Below are 18,118 nucleotides of genomic sequence, written 5' to 3'. Positions count from 1 at the left end.
ACATGCGCCTGATCGACACCCACACCCACCTGGACTTCCCCGACTTCGACGCCGACCGCTCGCGCCTGCTGGCCAATGCGGCGGCGCGCGGGGTGGAACGCATGGTGGTGCTGGGGGTGTATCAGGCGAATTTCCAACGGGTGTGGGACCTGGCCTGCGCCGACACGCGTGTGGCTGCTGCCCTGGGTTTGCATCCGGTTTACCTGGGCCAGCATCGCCCAGAGCACCTTGCCCAGCTGCGCGACTGGCTGGAGCGCCTGCGCGGCGACCCGCGCCTGTGCGCCGTGGGTGAGTTCGGGTTGGATTACTACCTGGAAGCATTGGACAAGGATCGCCAGCAAGCGCTGTTTGAAGCACAACTGCAGATGGCCTGCGATTTCGAGCTGCCGGCCTTGCTGCATGTGCGCCGTAGCCATGCCCAGGTGATCGCCACGCTCAAGCGCTACAAGCCGGCCCGGGCTGGGGTCATCCATGCCTTTGCAGGCAGCTATGAAGAGGCGCGCGAGTACATCAAGCTTGGTTTCCGCCTGGGGCTTGGCGGGGCGGCTACCTGGCCGCAGGCAGTGCGCTTGCGCAAGACCCTTGCCCGGCTGCCGCTGGAAAGCGTAGTGCTGGAGACCGACGCGCCAGACATGGCCCCGGTGATGTACCCCGGGCAGCGTAATAGCCCGGAACACCTGCCGGAGATTGCCGCAGCGCTGGCTGAGGTGATCGGCATAGAGGTGGACGTGTTGGCTGACGCCAGCAGCAAGAATGCCTGTGAGTTATTTGGCTGGTAGCTGACTGCCCCGGCGCTAGCGCTGTAGGAGCAGCCTTGCGCTGCGAAGAGGCCATTACCGCCACAGCCTCTCTACAGCCAAACCGGCCTCTTCGCAGCACAAGGCTGCTCCAGAGGTAGCTTCATTAAAACCTGAACGCCCCGATCAACCGTTTCAACTCCACCACCTGAGCAGACAATGCCCGGCTAGCCTCCTCGGTCTGGCAGGCTCCTTCGGTGGTGTCCTGCGCGGCGCTGTTGATCGCCACGATGTTCTGGTCGATGTCATGCGCCACGGCGGTCTGCTGCTCCACAGCAGCGGCAATCTGCTGGTTCTGCTCGACGATACTGCCCACCGCACCCAAAATATTGCCCAACGCCTGCTGCACCTGTCGCGTTTCATCGACGGTGCCAGCGGCCATCTGGTGGCTGCTGCCCATGGCACTGACCGCCGCTGCGACCCCCTCCTGCAAGCGCTGGATCATCTGTGCGATCTCTGCAGTCGAGTCCTGGGTGCGCCTGGCCAAGGTGCGCACCTCATCGGCAACCACCGCGAAGCCTCGGCCTTGCTCCCCGGCGCGCGCTGCCTCGATCGCGGCGTTGAGTGCCAGCAGGTTGGTCTGCTCGGCAATGCTGCGGATCACTTCAAGCACCCGCCCGATTGCCTGGCTGTCACTGGCTAGCTGATTGATGGCCCCCACGCTCTGGTCGATCTCGGCAGCCAGCCGGTCGATGCTGCCTTGCTGGCGTTGCACCAGGTCACGGCCACTGGCGCTTTCCTGGTTGACCTGTTGCGCGCCATCGGCAGCCAGCGCCGCACTGCGTGCGACCTCTTGGGCAGTGGCGCTCATCTGGTTCATGGCCGTGGCCACTTGCTCGATTTGCTCACGCTGGCCGCTGACCGCCTGGTTGCTCCGCACTGACACCGCCAACACTTGGCTGGCCTGTTCTTCGACGGCCACCACGGTGCGGCCAACCTGGTCGATCAGGCCACGGATACGCTGCACGGTGTCGCTGAAACCTTGCCCCAGCTCGCCCAACTCGTCGCGGCTGCGGGCCTGGAAGCTGACCGTCATGTCGCCGTCGGCGACCTTGCCCATCGCCTTGCCGAGCTGGCGCAGGGTCGTCCGGGTCGAGACGTAGAACCCGCTGTACAGGTACACAATTAGCGCGAACACACCAGCCAGCACCGCCACCAGGCCGATCATGCGCCACTGTTGCTCGCCCAGCCGGTTTTGTAGTTGCCCCTGCAGGTGCATGAGAATGGCCTCGTTGAGGCGGTAGGTGTGCCCCATCAGCTCATGGGTTTGCTGATAGAACGCAGGCCAGGGCGCGTCCAAGGTCTCGGCCACCACCACCTGCGCTTCGAATAATGCAGCGGCCTGCCTGACCGTCGCCTGGCTGGCCTGGGCGCTGCTGGCCAGGGCCGCTTTGGCCGCGGGGTCACTGCCCAGGGCGTCCTCCAAACGCAGTGCGTAGTCGGTGGCCAGGCGCTCGAGGCGCTGCAGCAAGTCTTCGAAGCGCGCGCTGCCGGACGAATCCATGAAGCCACGCCCCAGGGCAATGGCCCCCATCGCCTGCCCGTCCGCCAGGGCCTGGGTCACCTGCGCCGTCGCCACACCAAGCAGGTCGTTCAGTTGCCGCACGGAGGTTTGGCTGTCCTGGCTCAGGCCAGATTGGCTGGCCACCAGGCGGGTCAGCAGCTGGGCCTGGGCGAGCAAGGCGTCGAACAACGCCGTTTTGTTCTGCAGCGAGGACTCTTCGCGGGCGCGGGCAAAGGCATCGGCCAAGTCCTCGCGCTTGGCTTCCAGCTGCGGGTCGTCGCTATGCAGTGCCTGGAGATGCTCCTGCACGTTGCCCTGCAACGCAGCAATACGCGATTCGACATCACCGGCCTGGCCCGACTGGCCGATCACGGCATTGATCTGCAGGAGGCTGCCCAAGCTTTCGAAGCCTGCGCGCAGGGCCAGGCTTTCGCGCAGGGGGGCGATGCCCTGCAGCTCGGCGCGGGTGGCCTGAAACTGCTGGTACGCATCGCGTACCAGGTAGCCGCTGATGACCAGCATGGGCAGGAAAAACAGGACGCTGACAAGGCTGAACTTCTGACCGAAGCTCAGCCGGTTCATCAGTGCGATGGCCGGATAAAGCAGACGCTTCACAAGGCACCTCCTTGGATTCTTATTGTTCTACGGGGTAGCACAGTGCCACGTGTATACCGCAGATCGAATCGGAGGTTTGTAACTTATGGTTAAGCCCCCGTAGGAGCAGCCTTGTGCTGCGAAGAGGCCAGTAGCATCCCGAAGATTCAGGGGTGGTGCTACTGGCCTCTTCGCAGCACAAGGCTGCTCCTACAGGGCGCGTGTACGGCGGTGAGGTCAGACCAGCACCGTCCACAACGCAAACGCGGCGTACCACAGCACCGCGCAGCGCAGCAGCAATTCCCAAAGGCTGTCCAGCTGGCTTAGGCCACGCTGGCTGTCTTCTCCCTCGGGGATATCGTCGGCAATGCGCCCAACCCTGGCCACCAGGTGGCCGGCGCTGATGTGCCAGTTAAGGAGCTCGTGCAGCATCACGCGGGTCACCGCGACGAAGTTGCCGACCAGCGCGAAGCTCAAGGCCATCACCCGCACCGGCAGCCAGTCCATGATGTGCCGCAGTTGCTCGGCACGCGCCTTGAGCGCGGGCTGCTTGCTGTGCTCGCCGCACAGCGCCAGCAGGCGATAGGCCAAGGCGGCGCCTGGGCCGAGCACGAAATACCAGAAGATCACGGCGAAGAAGCTCTGGTAGGCCTGCCACAGCAGGTAACCCTGCACGCGCACCAGCAGGCTGTGAGGCTCCTCGGCCACCAGGCCCAGGTCGCGCTCGGCCACGTGCAGGGCGGCCTGATCGTCACCCCGCCGCCAGGCATCGCGAAACGGCCCCAGCGCCGCTTTCGCATCGCCGCGGCCCAGGCTGTAGATCAACACCAGCAGGTGCACCGGCAATGCCAGCAGGCCATAGGCGACGGGCTCCAGCACATGCAGCAGCAGGGCCAGCACCGCTACCGGCGCCAGCACCAGAATGGCCAACGTCCACCACGGCTGCACCTTGCCGCTGCGCTCCAGGCGCACCAGTTCACCGACGAAAAAACCATCGCGCTGTATTCGATGGCGCAGTGCCGAAAATTTCTCGACCCACAGCGCCAGCAGCAAAACCAGAAAACTCATGAGTTGTCCTCGTTATCCTTCACGGTTTGGCGATAGCGGCCCCAGTCGAAAGCCGGGCCTGGGTCGGTCTTGCGCACCGGGGCTATGTCGCTGTGGCCCTGAATGCGCTCAAGGCTGATGACCGGCCAGGCGTCGCGGATCTGCCGAGTCAGCTGCGCCAGCGTGGCGTACTGGGCATCGGTGTATGGCAGGTCGTCAGTGCCTTCGAGTTCGATGCCGATGGAGAAGTCGTTGCAGCCCTCGCGCCCGTCGAAGCACGAGACACCGGCATGCCAGGCGCGGTCGAGCAACGACACGAACTGGGTCACGGCGCCATCGCGCTCGACGAACAGGTGCGCCGAGACCGTCAGATGGCAGATGCTCTGGAAATAGGGATGTTCATGGGCGTCCAGGCGGTTCTGGAAGAATGCCTGAACCTTGCCGGTGCCGAAACACGCCGGCGGCAAGCTGATGTTGTGAATCACCAGCAGGGAGATCGACTCGCCCTCGGGGCGCGCGTTGAAGTTGGGCGACGGGCAGTGGGTGATTCCGTGGAACCAGCCGGTGGCACGGTCCAATTGCATGGGGCAGATCCTGAAAAAACGCCGGGTACAGAGCAGCAGTATGCCCTGCGGCCGCGGCCGTTTGCATGTGAATCATTGTAATGATGACTCAATGGACCTGCTGTTGCCGCAGCCCTTCGAGCACCGACTCCAGCGCCCGCTCGAACAGCGCGCCGTCATCGAGCACCCGCACCTCTCCCCGGTGCAGCGCCTGGGCGAGGCTGCCGGTGTTCCACTCACGCACTTTCATGCCCGTGCGATTGGCGAACACCAGCCGATCGTTGCTGTCGATACGCGCCACCAGCTTGCAGCGCAATGGGTCCTCTTCATCGAACACCTCGACCCAGCTGCCGATACGCAGGCGCTGCACCTGGCGCAATGCCGAGGCATTGCCGTCGACAAGGTGCAGGGGGGCGCAGGCGGGCTCTTCGGCAAGGGCCAGCACAATGTCCTCGTCCACCAGCACCTCGTCCAGCACGGGCGGGCCATCGGCCCTGTGCCCTTCGGACGCCGAGCAAGCGCGCAGGTGCAATTGCTCAAGCTGCTGGAAGAAGTCACGGGTGGCGGTGGAGTCCAACGCCACGCCTGCCAGGCCTTCGCGCAAGGCCTTGAGCAGGCCGGGCACCTGTTGCAGCAGTTGCTGACAGGCCTGCGGGTCGTGGTGCGGGGCGATACTGGCGAGCAGCGTGTCCAGGGTGGCCAGGCCGTTGCGCCATGCCTCGGACCCTTCGCCCTGCTTGAGCCACGCCAGCAGCAGCACCTGGCTCCAGCCCTGCACCAGCATTTGCACCACCACGTGCGGCAGCACCCGCCCGCGCAGACGCTGGTTGAGCACCTGCTGCACCTGCTGGCGGGCCTGCAGGGTACGCGCCCGGCCCTCTTCGGCGTCGCGGGTACGCTGTTCGAGTAACTCGTTGCGGCGCCGCTCGTCCTGGCTGAAGGCGAGAAACTCGTCGAGCAGTTCAGCGAACAGGCAGGCGTCATCGGTGAAGTCGTTGAGCAGACGCTGAACGATACGTTCCACCCGTACATGCAAACTGTCGCGCAGGCCTTCGGCGCTGCTCTGCCAACCGATCGCGGCACCCGCGATCTCGTTGAGCAAGCGCCGAGCCGGGTGGCTGGCGCGGCTGAACAGCCCCTTGTCGAGCAGCGCGACCTTGAGCAGCGGGATGTGCAAACGCGCGATCAATGCCCGTAGGCTGGCGGGTAAGTTGTCGTCGTTGTGGATGAAATCGAACAGCAGGCCGATCAGGTTGATCATGTCTTCATCGGCCGTGGCGATGCGCCGACGCGTGCCACTGCGCACACTGACGCGCAACAACAGTTGTTCCAGCTGCTGGCCTAGCGCGAAGTCATCCGCCGCCTGCGTGGCGGGCACATAGTGCTGCAGGTGCGAAAGCAGGCGCAGCAGGTCGGCGGTGCTGATCGGCTGGGCAGCAGCCACCCGCTGCAAACGCGGCGCGATTTGCCCACGCGCGGGGGCCAGAAGCGTTTGCAGTGAAGCAAAATACGCTTGCCCGGCACTGTCCGCCCCCAGCGCCCCTTGCGCCTCCAGGCTGGACGGCAGGCGCCCGGCGCTCAGGCACCGATCCTCGGCGCGCCGACGTGGCGCAGGCTGCAGCTCGGGCAGCACACCGGCCGCGGCCAGCAACTGGTTAGCCTCTGCGTAGAGCACCTCCACATCACGCAACACGTAGCGTTCAAACAGCTTCAAGAGGATCAGCTTGACCCGCAGCCCGACCCCTAGGTTGCGGCCCGCTTCGAGGAAATAGCCGCACAGCGCAGCGGGGCCCACGGGGTTTTGCTGCTCGCCCACCGGGCGATCGAGCAATGCCTGCAAGCGCAAACCCAGTTGCTGCAGGGCAAGGCCGTCTCGCGAGAGCACCCGCGCGACCATGCCGTCGATGGCGGATGCACGCTCGCGCTGCGCCTTGTTGCCTGAACCCTGCGCTTCACCCAGGCCGCCCAGAGGGTCTGCCCGGCCGAGGCTGGCGAAGGTGTGATGGAAGGTGTCGAGAAAACCGCGCTCGATGCTCTTGCGCTTCAGGCGCACGTCGCGCATCGCTTCGAAATACAGGTTCTGGTCGCAGCGCTCAGCGGCCTTGTCGGCCATCTCGAAGAGGGTGACGTCGGTGTTGTCGAACAAGGCCTGCAGGCCTTGGCGCAATTGCAGCGCGGCCTTGTCGCGCACTTGCAGGAGCAATACCGGAAGGCAAGGCAGAGGCGTGCGCGCCCCTCGGTCGATGGCTGCCGCCAGGGGCACCACCTTGCCTTCTTTATGCATCCCTAACTCCTTGCAGGCTTGCTTGCCCCACGGGCAACGAATCGTCAAAGCTATGACGCCAAATACTGGTCACTATTATCGGCAAAAAAACGGACAGCTGCCAGCGCCGTTTCGCTTGCTGGGAAATGACCCTGTATTCGGCCAGATGCTCAGACGGGCCGACCAAAGGTCACCGGCCATGGCCCTGTACACACCGCTCCCCTGCCCTATAATCGCGGGCATCTAGCTTGTGGAGCCGACCATGCCGAACCTACGCCTCGCCGACCTGACCGCTGAAATCGAAGCCAACGTGCGCCGTGCACTGTTGGAGGACATCGGCAGTGGCGATATCACCGCGCAGTTGATCCCGGCCGAACGCCTGGCCAAGGCGACCATCATTACCCGCGAGGACTGCGTGATCGCTGGCACCGCCTGGGTCGACGCCGTGTTCCGCCAGCTCGACCCGCGGGTGGCGGTGCACTGGCAAGTGGCCGATGGCGACCGCGCGCTGGCCAACCAGCCGCTGTTCCACCTGGAAGGCCCGGCACGCTCGCTGCTCAGCGGTGAGCGCAGCGCGCTCAACTTCCTGCAGATGCTGTCGGGCGTCGCCACGCGCGCACGCTTTCTGGCCGACTTGGTCGCAGGTACCCACGTACGCCTGCTAGACACCCGCAAGACCCTTCCCGGCCTGCGCCTGGCACAGAAATACGCGGTCACCTGTGGCGGTTGCGACAACCACCGCATCGGCCTTTACGATGCCTTCCTGATCAAGGAAAACCACATCGCCGCCAGCGGTGGCGTGGCCGAGGCAGTGGCGGCAGCGCACCGCATCGCCCCTGGCAAGCCGGTGGAAATCGAGGTGGAAAGCCTGGATGAACTGCGCCAGGCCCTGAGTGCGGGTGCGGATATCGTCATGCTCGACGAGCTGACCCTGGATGAAATGCGCGAAGCGGTACACATCACTGCGGGCAAGGCCAAACTCGAGGCCAGCGGCGGCGTTAACGAGAGCACCTTGCGGGTGATTGCCGAGACCGGCGTCGACTACATCTCCATTGGTGCGATGACCAAGGATGTGAAGGCCGTAGACCTGTCGATGCGTTTGAGCCTCTGAGAGGCCCGCACAGGCGCAGCAGATCTCAGGCATAAAAAAACCGGCCAAATGGCCGGTTTTTTTTGGGGCGTGGATCAGAACGCGGCGTTGGCCAGGCCGTCCAGGTAGCGCTCGACGTCCAATGCGGCCATGCAGCCTGCACCGGCCGAGGTAATGGCCTGACGGTAAACGTGGTCGGCCACGTCGCCCGCAGCGAACACACCTTCGACGTTGGTGGCAGTGGCGTTGCCTTCGCGGCCGCCGTTGACCACCAGGTAGCCGTCCTTGAGGGTCAACTGGCCTTCGAACAGCGAGGTGTTCGGGGTGTGGCCAATGGCGATGAACACGCCGTCGACCTTGATTTCTTCGCTGCTGCCATCGTTATTCTTCAGGCGCGCACCGGTCACGCCCATGTTGTCACCCAGCACTTCGTCCAGGGTGGCATTGAGCTTGAGCTCGATCTTGCCTTCGGCCACACGGGCGTTCAGCTTGTCGACCAGGATCTTCTCGGCGCGGAAGGTCTCGCGGCGGTGAACCAGGGTCACTTTGCTGGCGATGTTGGCCAGGTACAGGGCCTCTTCAACGGCAGTGTTGCCGCCGCCGACGACCGCTACCGGCTTGTTGCGGTAGAAGAAGCCGTCACAGGTAGCGCAGGCCGAAACGCCCTTGCCCATGAAGGTTTCTTCCGACGGCAGGCCCAAGTAACGAGCGCTGGCGCCGGTGGCAACGATCAGTGCGTCGCAGGTGTAGGTGCCACTGTCACCCTGCAGGGTGAACGGCTTGTTGGCCAGGTCGACAGCGTTGATGTGGTCGAAGACGATCTCGGTCTCGAAGCGCTCGGCGTGCTCTTGCATGCGCTGCATCAGGGCTGGGCCGGTCAGGCCATGGGGGTCGCCCGGCCAGTTGTCGACTTCGGTGGTGGTGGTCAGCTGGCCACCGGCCTGCATGCCAGTGATCAGCAGCGGCTTGAGGTTGGCACGGGCGGCATAGACTGCGGCGCTGTAACCGGCAGGGCCGGAACCGAGGATGATGACGCGCGAATGACGTACTTCAGACATGTCGAACTCCTGTCGAGCCGGCCGCACGGGGCCAGCATCGGTGTGCCGGCGGTGCCAGCTGGAATTTAAAAAGGACCCACGCAACCTTGGGGAAGGCTACAACGCGTCGATCCAAAACCTAAAAGTTGAGCGCACTGTAGCGAGGTCGCAAAGATTAAGGAAATATCCTTCGACAATCCACCTCATAGGCATCGTCTATCTAGCAATTTCATTCACGAAAATCGCCCTGACGCTTTTGTTACAGCCGGTTTCGCCTACATCGCCCGCCTTTCGTCGGCGCGACAAACTCGGTAAGGTCAGCGCGTTTTCCTTCTGTTCGGAGTGTCTCGATGCAAGCCCCTGTCCTCTCTGGCCCCCAGTACCTGCGCGAAGGCCTGAAACTGGTGCTGAGCCCGAACCTGCGGTTGTTCGTGCTGTTGCCCCTGGCGGTCAACCTGCTGCTGTTTGGTGGCCTGATCTACTTTGCCGGCCATCAGTTCAGTGTCTGGGTCGACGCCCTGATGCCAACCCTGCCCAGCTGGTTGAGCTTCCTCACCTACATTCTGTGGCCACTGTTCGTCGCCTTGGTGGTGCTGATGGTGTTCTTCACCTTCACCCTGGTGGCCAACGTCATTGCGGCGCCGTTCAACGGTTTTCTGGCCGAGAAGGTCGAAGTGGTGGTGCGCGGCCAAGACAACTTCCCTGCCTTCAGCTGGGCCGAGCTGGTGGCCATGGTGCCGCGTACCTTTGGCCGCGAGATGCGCAAGCTGGGCTACTTCCTGCCACGGGCCATCGGCCTGTTCATCCTGTCGCTGATCCCGGTGGTCAACGTGGTCGCCGCGCCGCTATGGCTGATCTTTGGTGTGTGGATGATGGCTATCCAGTACATCGACTACCCGGCGGACAACAACAAGATGAGCTGGCAGGACATGCTCGCCTGGTTGCGCCAGAAGCGCTGGCAATCGCTGGGCTTTGGCGGCATCACCTACCTGGCGCTGATGGTGCCGGTGGTGAACGTACTGATGATGCCGGCCGCGGTGGCGGGGGCTACGTTGTTCTGGGTGCGTGAACGCGACTAAATCCAAGCGCAGCCCTGTGTAGGAGCAGCCTTGCGCTGCGAAGAGGCCAGTACTGAACAATACCTATCTGTGGCTAGTACTGGCCGCTTCGCAGCACAAGGCTGCTCCCACCGTCATTGACCGAGCCGGCTGGAAAACTGCCCCACTACATCCACCACTCGCTTCGCCCCCTCCTGGATTTCGACGATCACGTTGCCGGTTTCATCGGCCAACGACAGCCCCTGCTCAGCCTGACGCTTGCTGGTGTCGATGATCGCCACCGCAGCCTGGGCCAATTGCTCGTTCTGCTGCACCACCCGAGCAATCTCCTCGGTGGCCGTGCTGGTACGCGAGGCCAGCTGGCGCACTTCGTCGGCGACCACGGCAAAACCACGCCCCTGCTCGCCCGCCCGGGCCGCCTCGATGGCAGCGTTGAGCGCCAGCAAGTTGGTCTGCCCGGCAATGTCACTGATGGTCTTGATGATCGAGCCGATCACCCGCGACTGGGTGTCCAACGCCTGAATGCCCTCGGCGGCCTCTTGCATCGACGACTCCAGGCCACGCATGACGTTTACCGTCTGCGTGACTACGTCGGTGGCCTTGCGCGCACTGGCGTCAGTGCTCAGCGAGGTGTTGAAGGCGATGTCCGCCGCCTCGGCAACCGCCTGCTCCTGGTTGACCTGGTCGGTGATCACGGTGGCGAACTTGACCACTTTGTACAGCACATCATGGGCGTCGAAGATCGGGTTGTAGGACGCTTCCAGCCAGATTACCCGGCCATGGGCATCGATACGCTTGAAGCGCTCAGCCACGTATTCGCCACGGCGCAGCTTGTCCCAGAACGCCTGATAACCCGACGAATTGGCCTCTTCGGGTTCGCAGAAAATACGGTGATGCTTGCCGCGGATCTGTTCTAGGCGATAACCGACCGACGTCAGAAACCGTTCGTTGGCGGTCAGGATGGTGCCATCAAGGCCAAATTCGATGACTGCGGTAGAGCGCATCAGGGCCTTGATCAGGCTTTCGTGCTCACGGGAGGTCTCGATGGTGCGGGTGAGGTCGCTCGAGTGCAGGGTGAAATACTTGATGCGCCCTTCGCTGTTCTTGACCGGCTGCAGAATCGAGCGCAACCAGGCTTCCTGGCCATTGCCGCGCAGCAGGCGGAATGCCCCGTTGAGGTGCTCGCCCCGGCTGATCGCGCTTTTCATGCGTTGGTAGAAGTCGAGCGACTTCACGTGGGCCGGGACAATGTCCTCGAGTTTGCGTCCAAGCAATTGGTCGGCACGGTAGAGCATCTCGCTCTCGAAGTTGCCGTTGACCATCTCGATCCGTCCCTGGGGGTCGAGTTGGAGCACCAGCATCTCGCTGTCGAGGCTGCACTTGACCTGTTCGACCGACAGCAGGTCTTCGCGCAATTGCTGGATTTCTTGCTTGAGCTTGTTGTTGAACATTACCGCTCTCCTGGAGCGCAGCACGTAATCGAATGCATCTTCATCGGCTGCCACTGCTAGGTTCTTGAGCGCCGCCCACGCAAATATTCACACAATTGAAACAGCCGGCAATCAGGCGTCATTTGTACGTCACAAGGCCGTCACATCGGCGCAATGATGCGAGCGGAAACTTTTTGTCATGAATACACCCGCCCTACGTATCACCCTCGTCAGCGAAACCTTCCCCCCCGAGATCAATGGTGTCGCCAACACCCTTGGCCGCCTCAGCGAAGGGTTGCGCCAACGCGGGCATGACATCGAGATCGTCCGCCCCCGCCAAGCCGGCGAAGAGCCTGTGCACAACGATCAGCAGCTGATGCTGTGCCGCGGTTGGGCCTTGCCCGGCTACCCCGGCCTGCAATGGGGCGAAGTGTCGATGCACCGGCTGTTGCGGCGTTGGCGCAGGCAGCGACCGGACGTGCTGTACATCGCCACCGAGGGGCCTTTGGGGTTGAGCGCATTGCGTGCGGCACGGCGCCTGGGAGTACCGGTGGTCAGCGGGTTCCATACCAACTTCCCGCAGTATTCCGGCCAGTACGGCTTGGGCTTGCTGGCACGCCTGCTCACCCATTACCTGCGCTGGTTCCATCGCCGCACGGCAGTCACCCTGGTGCCCAGCGTCAGCCAGCGCCTGGAGCTGGAGCGTCGTGGTTTCGAGCGCCTGGACCTGTTGGCCCGCGGGGTCGACGCCTGCCTGTTCAACCCGGCCCGGCGCAACCAGGCGCTGCGCGAAAGCTGGGGGGTCGGCCCAGATGATATCGCCGTGCTGCATGTCGGCCGGCTGGCGGCGGAAAAAAACCTAGGGGTACTGCGACCGTGCCTGGATGCCCTGCAGAAGACTTATCCACACAAGCGCTTGCGCCTGATCGTGGTCGGTGACGGCCCACAGCGCGCCACCTTGCAGCAGCAAGTGCCTGATGCCGTGTTCTGTGGTGCCCAGCGGGGCGAGGTGCTGGCCGAGCACTATGCCAGCGGTGACCTGTTCCTGTTCCCGAGCCTGACCGAAACCTTTGGCAACGTGGTGCTCGAAGGCATGGCCTCAGGCTTGGCGGTGGTCGCCTATGATGAGGCAGCGGCTGCCCAGCACATTCGGCATGGCCATAGCGGTGCGTTGGCGATGCCCGGCGACCAGGCGGCCTTCATCGATGCCGCTTGCTGGCTACTGGAAGAGGAAGAAACCCTGCGCCGGGTGCGCCTGAACGCACGGCAGCACGCCAGCCGTCAGGGCTGGCCGGCGATTGTCGAGGAGTTCGAAACCTACCTGTACAGTGCCTGCAAACAACGCACAGGCGACACGCAAAAAGCTTCAGGTGCTGCACTGGCGATCAAGCCAGGTTCGACAGCGCATCGCGGCTGACCTTCAGCCGCCGCGCGCGCCCATACTTCAGCCCAGCGCCTTCTCGATGGCCTGAACCACGGCTGGATCATCCGGCGCAGTGCGCGGCGAGAAACGCGCCAGCACGCGCCCATCCTTGCCCACCAGAAACTTTTCGAAGTTCCAGCTGATGTCGCCTGGAAACTCAGCACCTTCCCCCGCCAGCAGGCGATACAACGAATGGCGGTGCGCCCCGTTGACCTCAAGCTTGGCACCCAGCGGGAAGCTGACACCATAGTTGAGGCTGCAGAACTCCTGGATCTCTTTCTCGCTGCCGGGCTCCTGGCCGGCAAACTGGTTGCACGGCAGCCCCAAAACGCTGAAGCCTTTGCCCTTGAACTGCTGATGCAGCGTCTCCAGCGAAGCGTATTGCGGCGTCAGGCCACACTTGGAGGCAACATTGACCACCAGCACCACTTGGCCCTTGAACGGTGCGAGGGGCAGTTCCCCGCCGTTCAGCGCCTCCAATTTCAGGTCGTGAAAAGCACTCATGATGTAATCCCCTCTCAGGTTCCCGATGGCCGCAGAGCGAAATCCGCCCAATAAAAAAGCGCTCGTCCAAGCCGTCCACCTCCCGTTGGGAAGGCAAATCGGCTTGCCCGAGCGCCTGGCGACTCTCTGAGCTTAGCGCAGAAAATCAGTGGTGATGGCCACCTTCACCGTGGATGTGACGGTGCGCGATTTCTTCTTCGCTGGCGTCACGCACGTCGACAACCTTGACCTGGAAGGTCAGGCGCTGGCCGGCCAGCGGGTGGTTGCCGTCAACGGTGACGTCGTCGCCGTCGATGTCGCGAATGGTGACGATCTGCATCTGGCCATCCGGCGCCGACGCGTGGAACTGCATGCCGACTTCCAGCTCGTCGACGCCTTCGAACAGGCTGCGGTTCAGGGTGCTGACCAGCTCGGCCAGGTATTCACCGTAGGCATCTTCTGGCTCGATGGAAACGTTCAGCTCGTCACCGGCCTGCTTGCCTTCCAGGGCCTTTTCCAGGCCCGGGATGATGTTGCCGGCACCGTGCAGGTAAACCAGCGGCGCGCCACCGGCGGAGCTGTCGATGGTCTCCCCGGCGTCGTTGGTCAGGGTATAGTCGATGGAGACAGCCTTGTTGGCGGCGATCAGCATGGGGCAAGACCTTTTGCAAAAGTATGTAGAGCGGACAAGTGTAACCAAGCCATCGCCCGATTGCGAACGCGCCTCGGCCGAGGAACAGCCCATCAGTCGGATCACTGGCTTCCATCAGGACGAAGAAGGCCACTGGGTGGTCGAGTTGTCGTGCGGCCACACCCAGCACCTTCGTCACCAACCGCCCTGGCAAGCGCGCCCTTGGGTGCTCGATGCCGAGCAGCGCCAACAACGCATCGGCGAGGCTTTCGCGTGTGGCTGGTGTGCACAGGCAGCCGATAGCGCTACCCTTGGCCGTTGATTCCTTGCACCGCTTTAATTCGAGAAGCACGCATGCAAACTTTTTTCATAGCGCCGACCGACTTTGGTGTCGGCCTGACGTCGATCAGCCTCGGCCTGGTGCGCACCCTTGAGCGCGCAGGCCTGAAGGTCGGCTTTTTCAAGCCGATCGCCCAGCCCCACCCAGGTGACACCGGCCCGGAACGCTCCACCGAACTGGTCGCACGCACCCACGGCATCAAACCGCCCATGCCGCTGAGCCTGGCCCACGTCGAGCGCATGCTCGGCGATGGCCAGCTGGACGAGTTGCTGGAGGAAATCATCCGCCTCTACCAGCAAGCCTGCATCGGCAATGACGTGGTCGTGGTCGAAGGCATGGTGCCTACCCGCCACGCCAGTTACGCGGCGCGGGTCAACCTGCACCTGGCCAAGAGCCTGGATGCCGAGGTGATACTGGTTTCGGCGCCCGAAAACGAGGTACTCAGCGAGCTGTCCGGCCGCGTCGAACTGCAGGCCCAGCTGTTCGGCGGCCCCCGCGACCCGAAAGTGCTCGGGGTGATCCTCAACAAGGTGCGCACCGACGAAAGCATGGCGGACTTCGCCACCCGCCTGCGCGAACACTCGCCACTTCTGCGCGGCAACGACTTCCGCCTGCTCGGCTGCATCCCTTATCAGCCCGAGCTGAATGCCCCACGCACCCGCGACGTGGCCGACCTGCTGGGGGCCCAAGTGCTCAACGCGGGCGATTACGAGCAGCGGCGCATGAGCAAGATCATCATCTGTGCGCGCACGGTGGCCAACACTGTGCCGCTGCTCACCCCTGGCACCTTGGTGGTGACCCCGGGTGACCGCGACGACATCATCCTTGCCGTAAGCCTGGCGGCGATCAATGGCGTGCCCCTGGCCGGCCTGCTGCTGACCAGCGACAGCAAGCCCGACGCACGCATCCTCGGCTTGTGCCGCGGCGCCTTGCAGGCCGGCCTGCCGATTCTGTCGGTGAGTACGGGTTCGTACGACACGGCCAACCAGCTCAATTCGCTGAACCGCGAGATCCCGGTGGATGACCGCGAGCGTGCCGAATTCATCACCGACTTTGTCGCCAGCCACCTCGACGCTGCCTGGTTGCACCAGCGCTGCGGCACACCACGCGAGTTGCGCCTGTCGCCTGCGGTGTTCCGCTACCAACTGATCCAGCGTGCGCAACAGGCCAACAAACGCATCGTCCTGCCAGAAGGCGCCGAACCGCTGCTGGTACAGGCGGCGGCGATCTGCCAGGCCCGTGGCATTGCGCGTTGCGTGCTGCTGGCAAAGCCGGAAGAAGTCGAAGCGGTCGCCCGCGCACAGGGCATTACCTTGCCTGCGGACCTGGAGATACTCGACCCTGAGTTGATTCGCGGGCGCTATGTCGAACCGATGGTCAACCTGCGCAAGAGCAAGAACCTTAACGCCCCGATGGCCGAGCAGCAGCTGGAAGACCCGGTGGTGATCGGCACCATGATGCTTGCCCTGGATGAGGTCGACGGCCTGGTGTCAGGCCTGGTGCACTCTACCGCCAACACCATCCGCCCTGCCCTGCAACTGATCAAGACCGCGCCAGGTGCCAGCCTGGTGTCCTCGGTATTCTTCATGCTGTTCCCCGAGCAGGTGCTGGTGTACGGCGACTGCGTGATGAACCCGCACCCAAGTGCCGCTGAACTGGCAGAAATTGCCCAGCAGAGCGCCGAATCGGCACACACCTTCGGCATCGCGCCGCGGGTGGCGATGATCAGTTACTCAAGCGATTCGGCGAGCGATGAAGAAGTCGACAAGGTGCGTGAAGCGACACGCTTGGCGCAGGGCGCCGCGCACGATCTGCTGATCGATGGGCCCTTGCAGTATGACGCGGCGGCCAACCCGGCCATTGCCCGCGAGCTGGCACCAAACAGCCCGGTTGCCGGGCGTGCCACGGTGTTCGTGTTCCCTGATCTGAATACCGGCAACACCACGCACAAAGCGGTGCAGCGCAGCGCCGATGGGGTCAGCCTGGGGCCGATGCTGCAGGGTTTGCGTAAGCCGGTGAACGATTTGCCGCGGGGGGCTCAGGTGGATGACATCGTGCATACCATCGCCCTGACGGCAATCCAGGCCAGCGTCGTACGCTGAATCCAGGGGCTGCTGTGCAGCCCAATCGCCGGCAAGCCGGCTCCCACAGGACTTAAGACCCACACGGTCATGTGGAAGTCGGCTTGCCGGCGATTGGGCCGCACAGCGGCCCCTGTGTTGTGGCCTTACTGCTGAACTTGGCCCTGGTCATACTGCTGGCCAGGAATCGGCTTCAGGTTGACCTCGACACGACGGTTTTGCGCACGGCCGTTAGCATCGGCATTGCTGGCGATCGGCTGGTCCGGGCCCATGCCACGTGCCGAAATACGCGAAGCATCGACACCCTGCGAAGTCAGGTAGGTGCTGACCGCTTGCGCACGGCGCTGGGACAGGTCCATGTTGTGCTGGCGGCTGCCGGTGCTGTCGGTGAAGCCAACCACTTCGATGGTGTTCTGGTTGAACTGCTTGAACGAGCCGGCCAGGTTGTTCAGCGGCGAGTAGAAGCTAGGCGCGATGTTGGCCGAGTCGGTGGCGAAGGTGATGTTGCCGGGCATGATCAGCTTGATCTGGTCACCCTGGCGCTGCACTTCGACGCCGGTATTGGCCATTTGCGCGCGCAGTTCGGCTTCCTGCTTGTCGGCGTAGTAGCCGTAACCTGCGGCGGCGGCACCCACTGCGGCAGCGCCGATCAGTGCGCCTTTACCGCGGTTGTTGTGGTCGATGGCGGCGCCGGCGATGGCACCGGCCAGCGCGCCCAGGCCGCCGTACTTGGCGGTCTTGCTCATCCCCGTGGAGCCCTGCGCCTGACCCTGGTTGTCGTACGGGTTCTGGCTGGCGCAGCCCGTCATCAGGGCGGCGGCGGTTGCGACGATAATCAGACGACGCATGGTGAACATGGACAAGCTCCTACTGAAATTCATAAATGCGGCAGACCGCGAATGGATCTATGCCAGCCTTGGATTGCCCAGACGGCAAAAAATTCCATGAACACCTTTTCATGCAGGTTCATGCCCGCACGAACGGGTTCTCGCGCATCTCGTCACCCAGGCGGGTGTCTGGCCCGTGGCCGGTGACCACGATGGCCTCTTCATCCAGCCGGTACAGCCGCTCCTTGATCGAACGAACGATAGCCCGCTGATCGCCACCCCACAAATCGGTGCGGCCAATACCGCGACGGAACAGGGTGTCGCCGGCAATCAGCAGCTTGGCATCGGCAAACCAGAAACTCATCGAACCCGGCGTGTGCCCTGGGGTGTGCAAGGCCACGCCACAACCACAGGCCAGCGCCTCGTCATCACTCAACCAGCGGTCTGGCGGCGGCACCGGGGTGTAGGGCACGCCGAACATCTGGCATTGCATCTCCAGGTTGTCCCACAGCGACTGGTCGTCCTTGTGCAGGTGCAGCGTCGCGCCGGTCAGCTCCTTGAGCTTGCCCGAGGCGAGGAAGTGATCGAAGTGCGCGTGGGTGTGGATGATGCTCACCAGGGTCAAGCCATGGGCCTGCAGGCGCGCGAGGATCTTGTCCGGGTCACCGCCTGGGTCGACGACGATGGCCTTTTTGGTCAATGGGTCGCCGATCAAGGTGCAGTTGCACTGTAGGGGACCTACGGGGAAGGTTTCGCGGATGAGGGTGGGTGGGGCTTGGTTCATTGTGTATCTCAATAACATTGAGGATCTCACTCGCCTTCAAGTCGAGGTGGCTCCTGGTGGTTTACAAGATATTGCGCTGTGCCTGCCAGGTGCAAGACTGGCGGTATTGGATGTTTTCGAAATCGAGCGCCGCCCGCGCGGCGCTTCGCAGCACAAGGCTGCTCCT

Annotated in this window: 15 protein-coding genes and 3 pseudogenes; 6 read left to right on the top strand and 12 right to left on the bottom strand. The window is 63.5% G+C overall.

What is annotated here, in order from left to right; translation table 11 throughout:
- Positions 1-2: 2 nt before the first annotated feature.
- Positions 3-779 (top strand): TatD family hydrolase, encoded by a 777-nt coding sequence (locus ACMCNM_RS04320; RefSeq protein WP_186681767.1) that lies wholly within the window; start codon positions 3-5, stop codon positions 777-779.
- A 124-nt stretch (positions 780-903) separates the two neighbouring features.
- Here ACMCNM_RS04320 and ACMCNM_RS04315 read toward each other — a convergent pair whose 3' ends face one another.
- From ACMCNM_RS04315 to ACMCNM_RS04295, 5 genes and pseudogenes are all read right to left on the bottom strand, one after another.
- Complete coding sequence (locus ACMCNM_RS04315) at positions 904-1,608, bottom strand: methyl-accepting chemotaxis protein (protein ID WP_412765901.1); 705 nt, start codon at positions 1,606-1,608, stop codon at positions 904-906.
- A 153-nt stretch (positions 1,609-1,761) separates the two neighbouring features.
- A pseudogene (locus tag ACMCNM_RS04310) lies at positions 1,762-1,965 on the bottom strand (HAMP domain-containing protein); the annotation flags it as partial.
- Between the two features lie 1,167 nt (positions 1,966-3,132).
- On the bottom strand, positions 3,133-3,963 hold the full coding sequence (ampE, locus tag ACMCNM_RS04305; RefSeq protein ID WP_412763990.1) for a regulatory signaling modulator protein AmpE: 831 nt from the start codon (positions 3,961-3,963) through the stop codon (positions 3,133-3,135).
- A complete protein-coding gene (ampD, locus tag ACMCNM_RS04300) occupies positions 3,960-4,526 on the bottom strand; it encodes a 1,6-anhydro-N-acetylmuramyl-L-alanine amidase AmpD (RefSeq protein WP_186681763.1) in 567 nt (188 codons plus the stop codon). The genes ampE and ampD overlap by 4 nt, the downstream gene beginning before the upstream one ends.
- 88 nt (positions 4,527-4,614) lie before the next feature.
- The gene (locus tag ACMCNM_RS04295; protein WP_412763989.1) at positions 4,615-6,789 is read right to left on the bottom strand and encodes a DUF1631 domain-containing protein; all 2,175 of its coding nucleotides are present in this window, start codon (positions 6,787-6,789) and stop codon (positions 4,615-4,617) included.
- Between the two features lie 241 nt (positions 6,790-7,030).
- On the opposite strand from ACMCNM_RS04295, the gene nadC reads away from it, so the two are divergent.
- On the top strand, positions 7,031-7,879 hold the full coding sequence (nadC, locus tag ACMCNM_RS04290) for a carboxylating nicotinate-nucleotide diphosphorylase (protein WP_186681758.1): 849 nt from the start codon (positions 7,031-7,033) through the stop codon (positions 7,877-7,879).
- 74 nt (positions 7,880-7,953) lie between these two features.
- Here nadC and trxB read toward each other — a convergent pair whose 3' ends face one another.
- On the bottom strand, positions 7,954-8,916 hold the full coding sequence (gene trxB, locus ACMCNM_RS04285; protein ID WP_027594430.1) for a thioredoxin-disulfide reductase: 963 nt from the start codon (positions 8,914-8,916) through the stop codon (positions 7,954-7,956).
- A gap of 329 nt (positions 8,917-9,245) precedes the next feature.
- On the opposite strand from trxB, the gene cysZ reads away from it, so the two are divergent.
- Positions 9,246-9,974 carry a sulfate transporter CysZ gene (cysZ, locus tag ACMCNM_RS04280; protein WP_027594431.1) on the top strand — a complete coding sequence of 243 codons (729 nt, stop codon included), beginning with the start codon at positions 9,246-9,248 and terminating at the stop codon, positions 9,972-9,974.
- Between the two features lie 113 nt (positions 9,975-10,087).
- Here cysZ and ACMCNM_RS04275 read toward each other — a convergent pair.
- Together ACMCNM_RS04275 and ACMCNM_RS04270 are read right to left on the bottom strand one after the other, a co-directional pair.
- Positions 10,088-10,513, bottom strand: a pseudogene (locus ACMCNM_RS04275) (methyl-accepting chemotaxis protein); the annotation flags it as partial.
- Positions 10,514-10,627: 114 nt separating this feature from the next.
- Positions 10,628-11,314: pseudogene (locus ACMCNM_RS04270) on the bottom strand (PAS domain-containing protein); the annotation flags it as partial.
- 268 nt (positions 11,315-11,582) lie between these two features.
- On the opposite strand from ACMCNM_RS04270, the gene ACMCNM_RS04265 reads away from it, so the two are divergent.
- Positions 11,583-12,800 (top strand): glycosyltransferase family 4 protein, encoded by a 1,218-nt coding sequence (locus ACMCNM_RS04265; protein ID WP_412763988.1) that lies wholly within the window; start codon positions 11,583-11,585, stop codon positions 12,798-12,800.
- Positions 12,801-12,827: 27 nt separating this feature from the next.
- Here the strand turns inward: ACMCNM_RS04265 and ACMCNM_RS04260 are convergent, their stop codons facing one another.
- Together ACMCNM_RS04260 and ACMCNM_RS04255 are read right to left on the bottom strand one after the other, a co-directional pair.
- Positions 12,828-13,310, bottom strand: a complete 483-nt coding sequence (locus ACMCNM_RS04260; RefSeq protein WP_265969980.1) for a glutathione peroxidase — start codon at positions 13,308-13,310, stop codon at positions 12,828-12,830.
- A gap of 145 nt (positions 13,311-13,455) precedes the next feature.
- A complete protein-coding gene (locus tag ACMCNM_RS04255) occupies positions 13,456-13,941 on the bottom strand; it encodes an FKBP-type peptidyl-prolyl cis-trans isomerase (RefSeq protein WP_085274095.1) in 486 nt (161 codons plus the stop codon).
- Here ACMCNM_RS04255 and ACMCNM_RS04250 point away from each other — a divergent pair.
- On the top strand, positions 13,940-14,242 hold the full coding sequence (locus ACMCNM_RS04250; RefSeq protein WP_027594436.1) for a DUF3565 domain-containing protein: 303 nt from the start codon (positions 13,940-13,942) through the stop codon (positions 14,240-14,242). The two genes, ACMCNM_RS04255 and ACMCNM_RS04250, sit on opposite strands and share 2 nt — an antisense overlap.
- 32 nt (positions 14,243-14,274) lie before the next feature.
- Complete coding sequence (pta, locus tag ACMCNM_RS04245) at positions 14,275-16,362, top strand: phosphate acetyltransferase (RefSeq protein WP_027594437.1); 2,088 nt, start codon at positions 14,275-14,277, stop codon at positions 16,360-16,362.
- Positions 16,363-16,487: 125 nt separating this feature from the next.
- On the opposite strand, the gene ACMCNM_RS04240 is transcribed toward pta, so the two are convergent.
- The gene (locus tag ACMCNM_RS04240) at positions 16,488-17,198 is read right to left on the bottom strand and encodes an OmpA family protein (RefSeq protein WP_027594438.1); all 711 of its coding nucleotides are present in this window, start codon (positions 17,196-17,198) and stop codon (positions 16,488-16,490) included.
- A gap of 109 nt (positions 17,199-17,307) precedes the next feature.
- Positions 17,308-17,952 (bottom strand): MBL fold metallo-hydrolase, encoded by a 645-nt coding sequence (locus tag ACMCNM_RS04235; RefSeq protein WP_085274096.1) that lies wholly within the window; start codon positions 17,950-17,952, stop codon positions 17,308-17,310.
- Between the last annotated feature and the right edge of the window lie 166 nt (positions 17,953-18,118).

The sequence above is a fragment of the Pseudomonas sp. NGC7 genome (assembly GCF_047159675.1).
Taxonomy (GTDB): domain Bacteria; phylum Pseudomonadota; class Gammaproteobacteria; order Pseudomonadales; family Pseudomonadaceae; genus Aquipseudomonas; species Aquipseudomonas kermanshahensis.
Note: the sequence above shows the minus strand (reverse complement) of the source record. Positions and strands in the feature narration are given on the sequence as shown.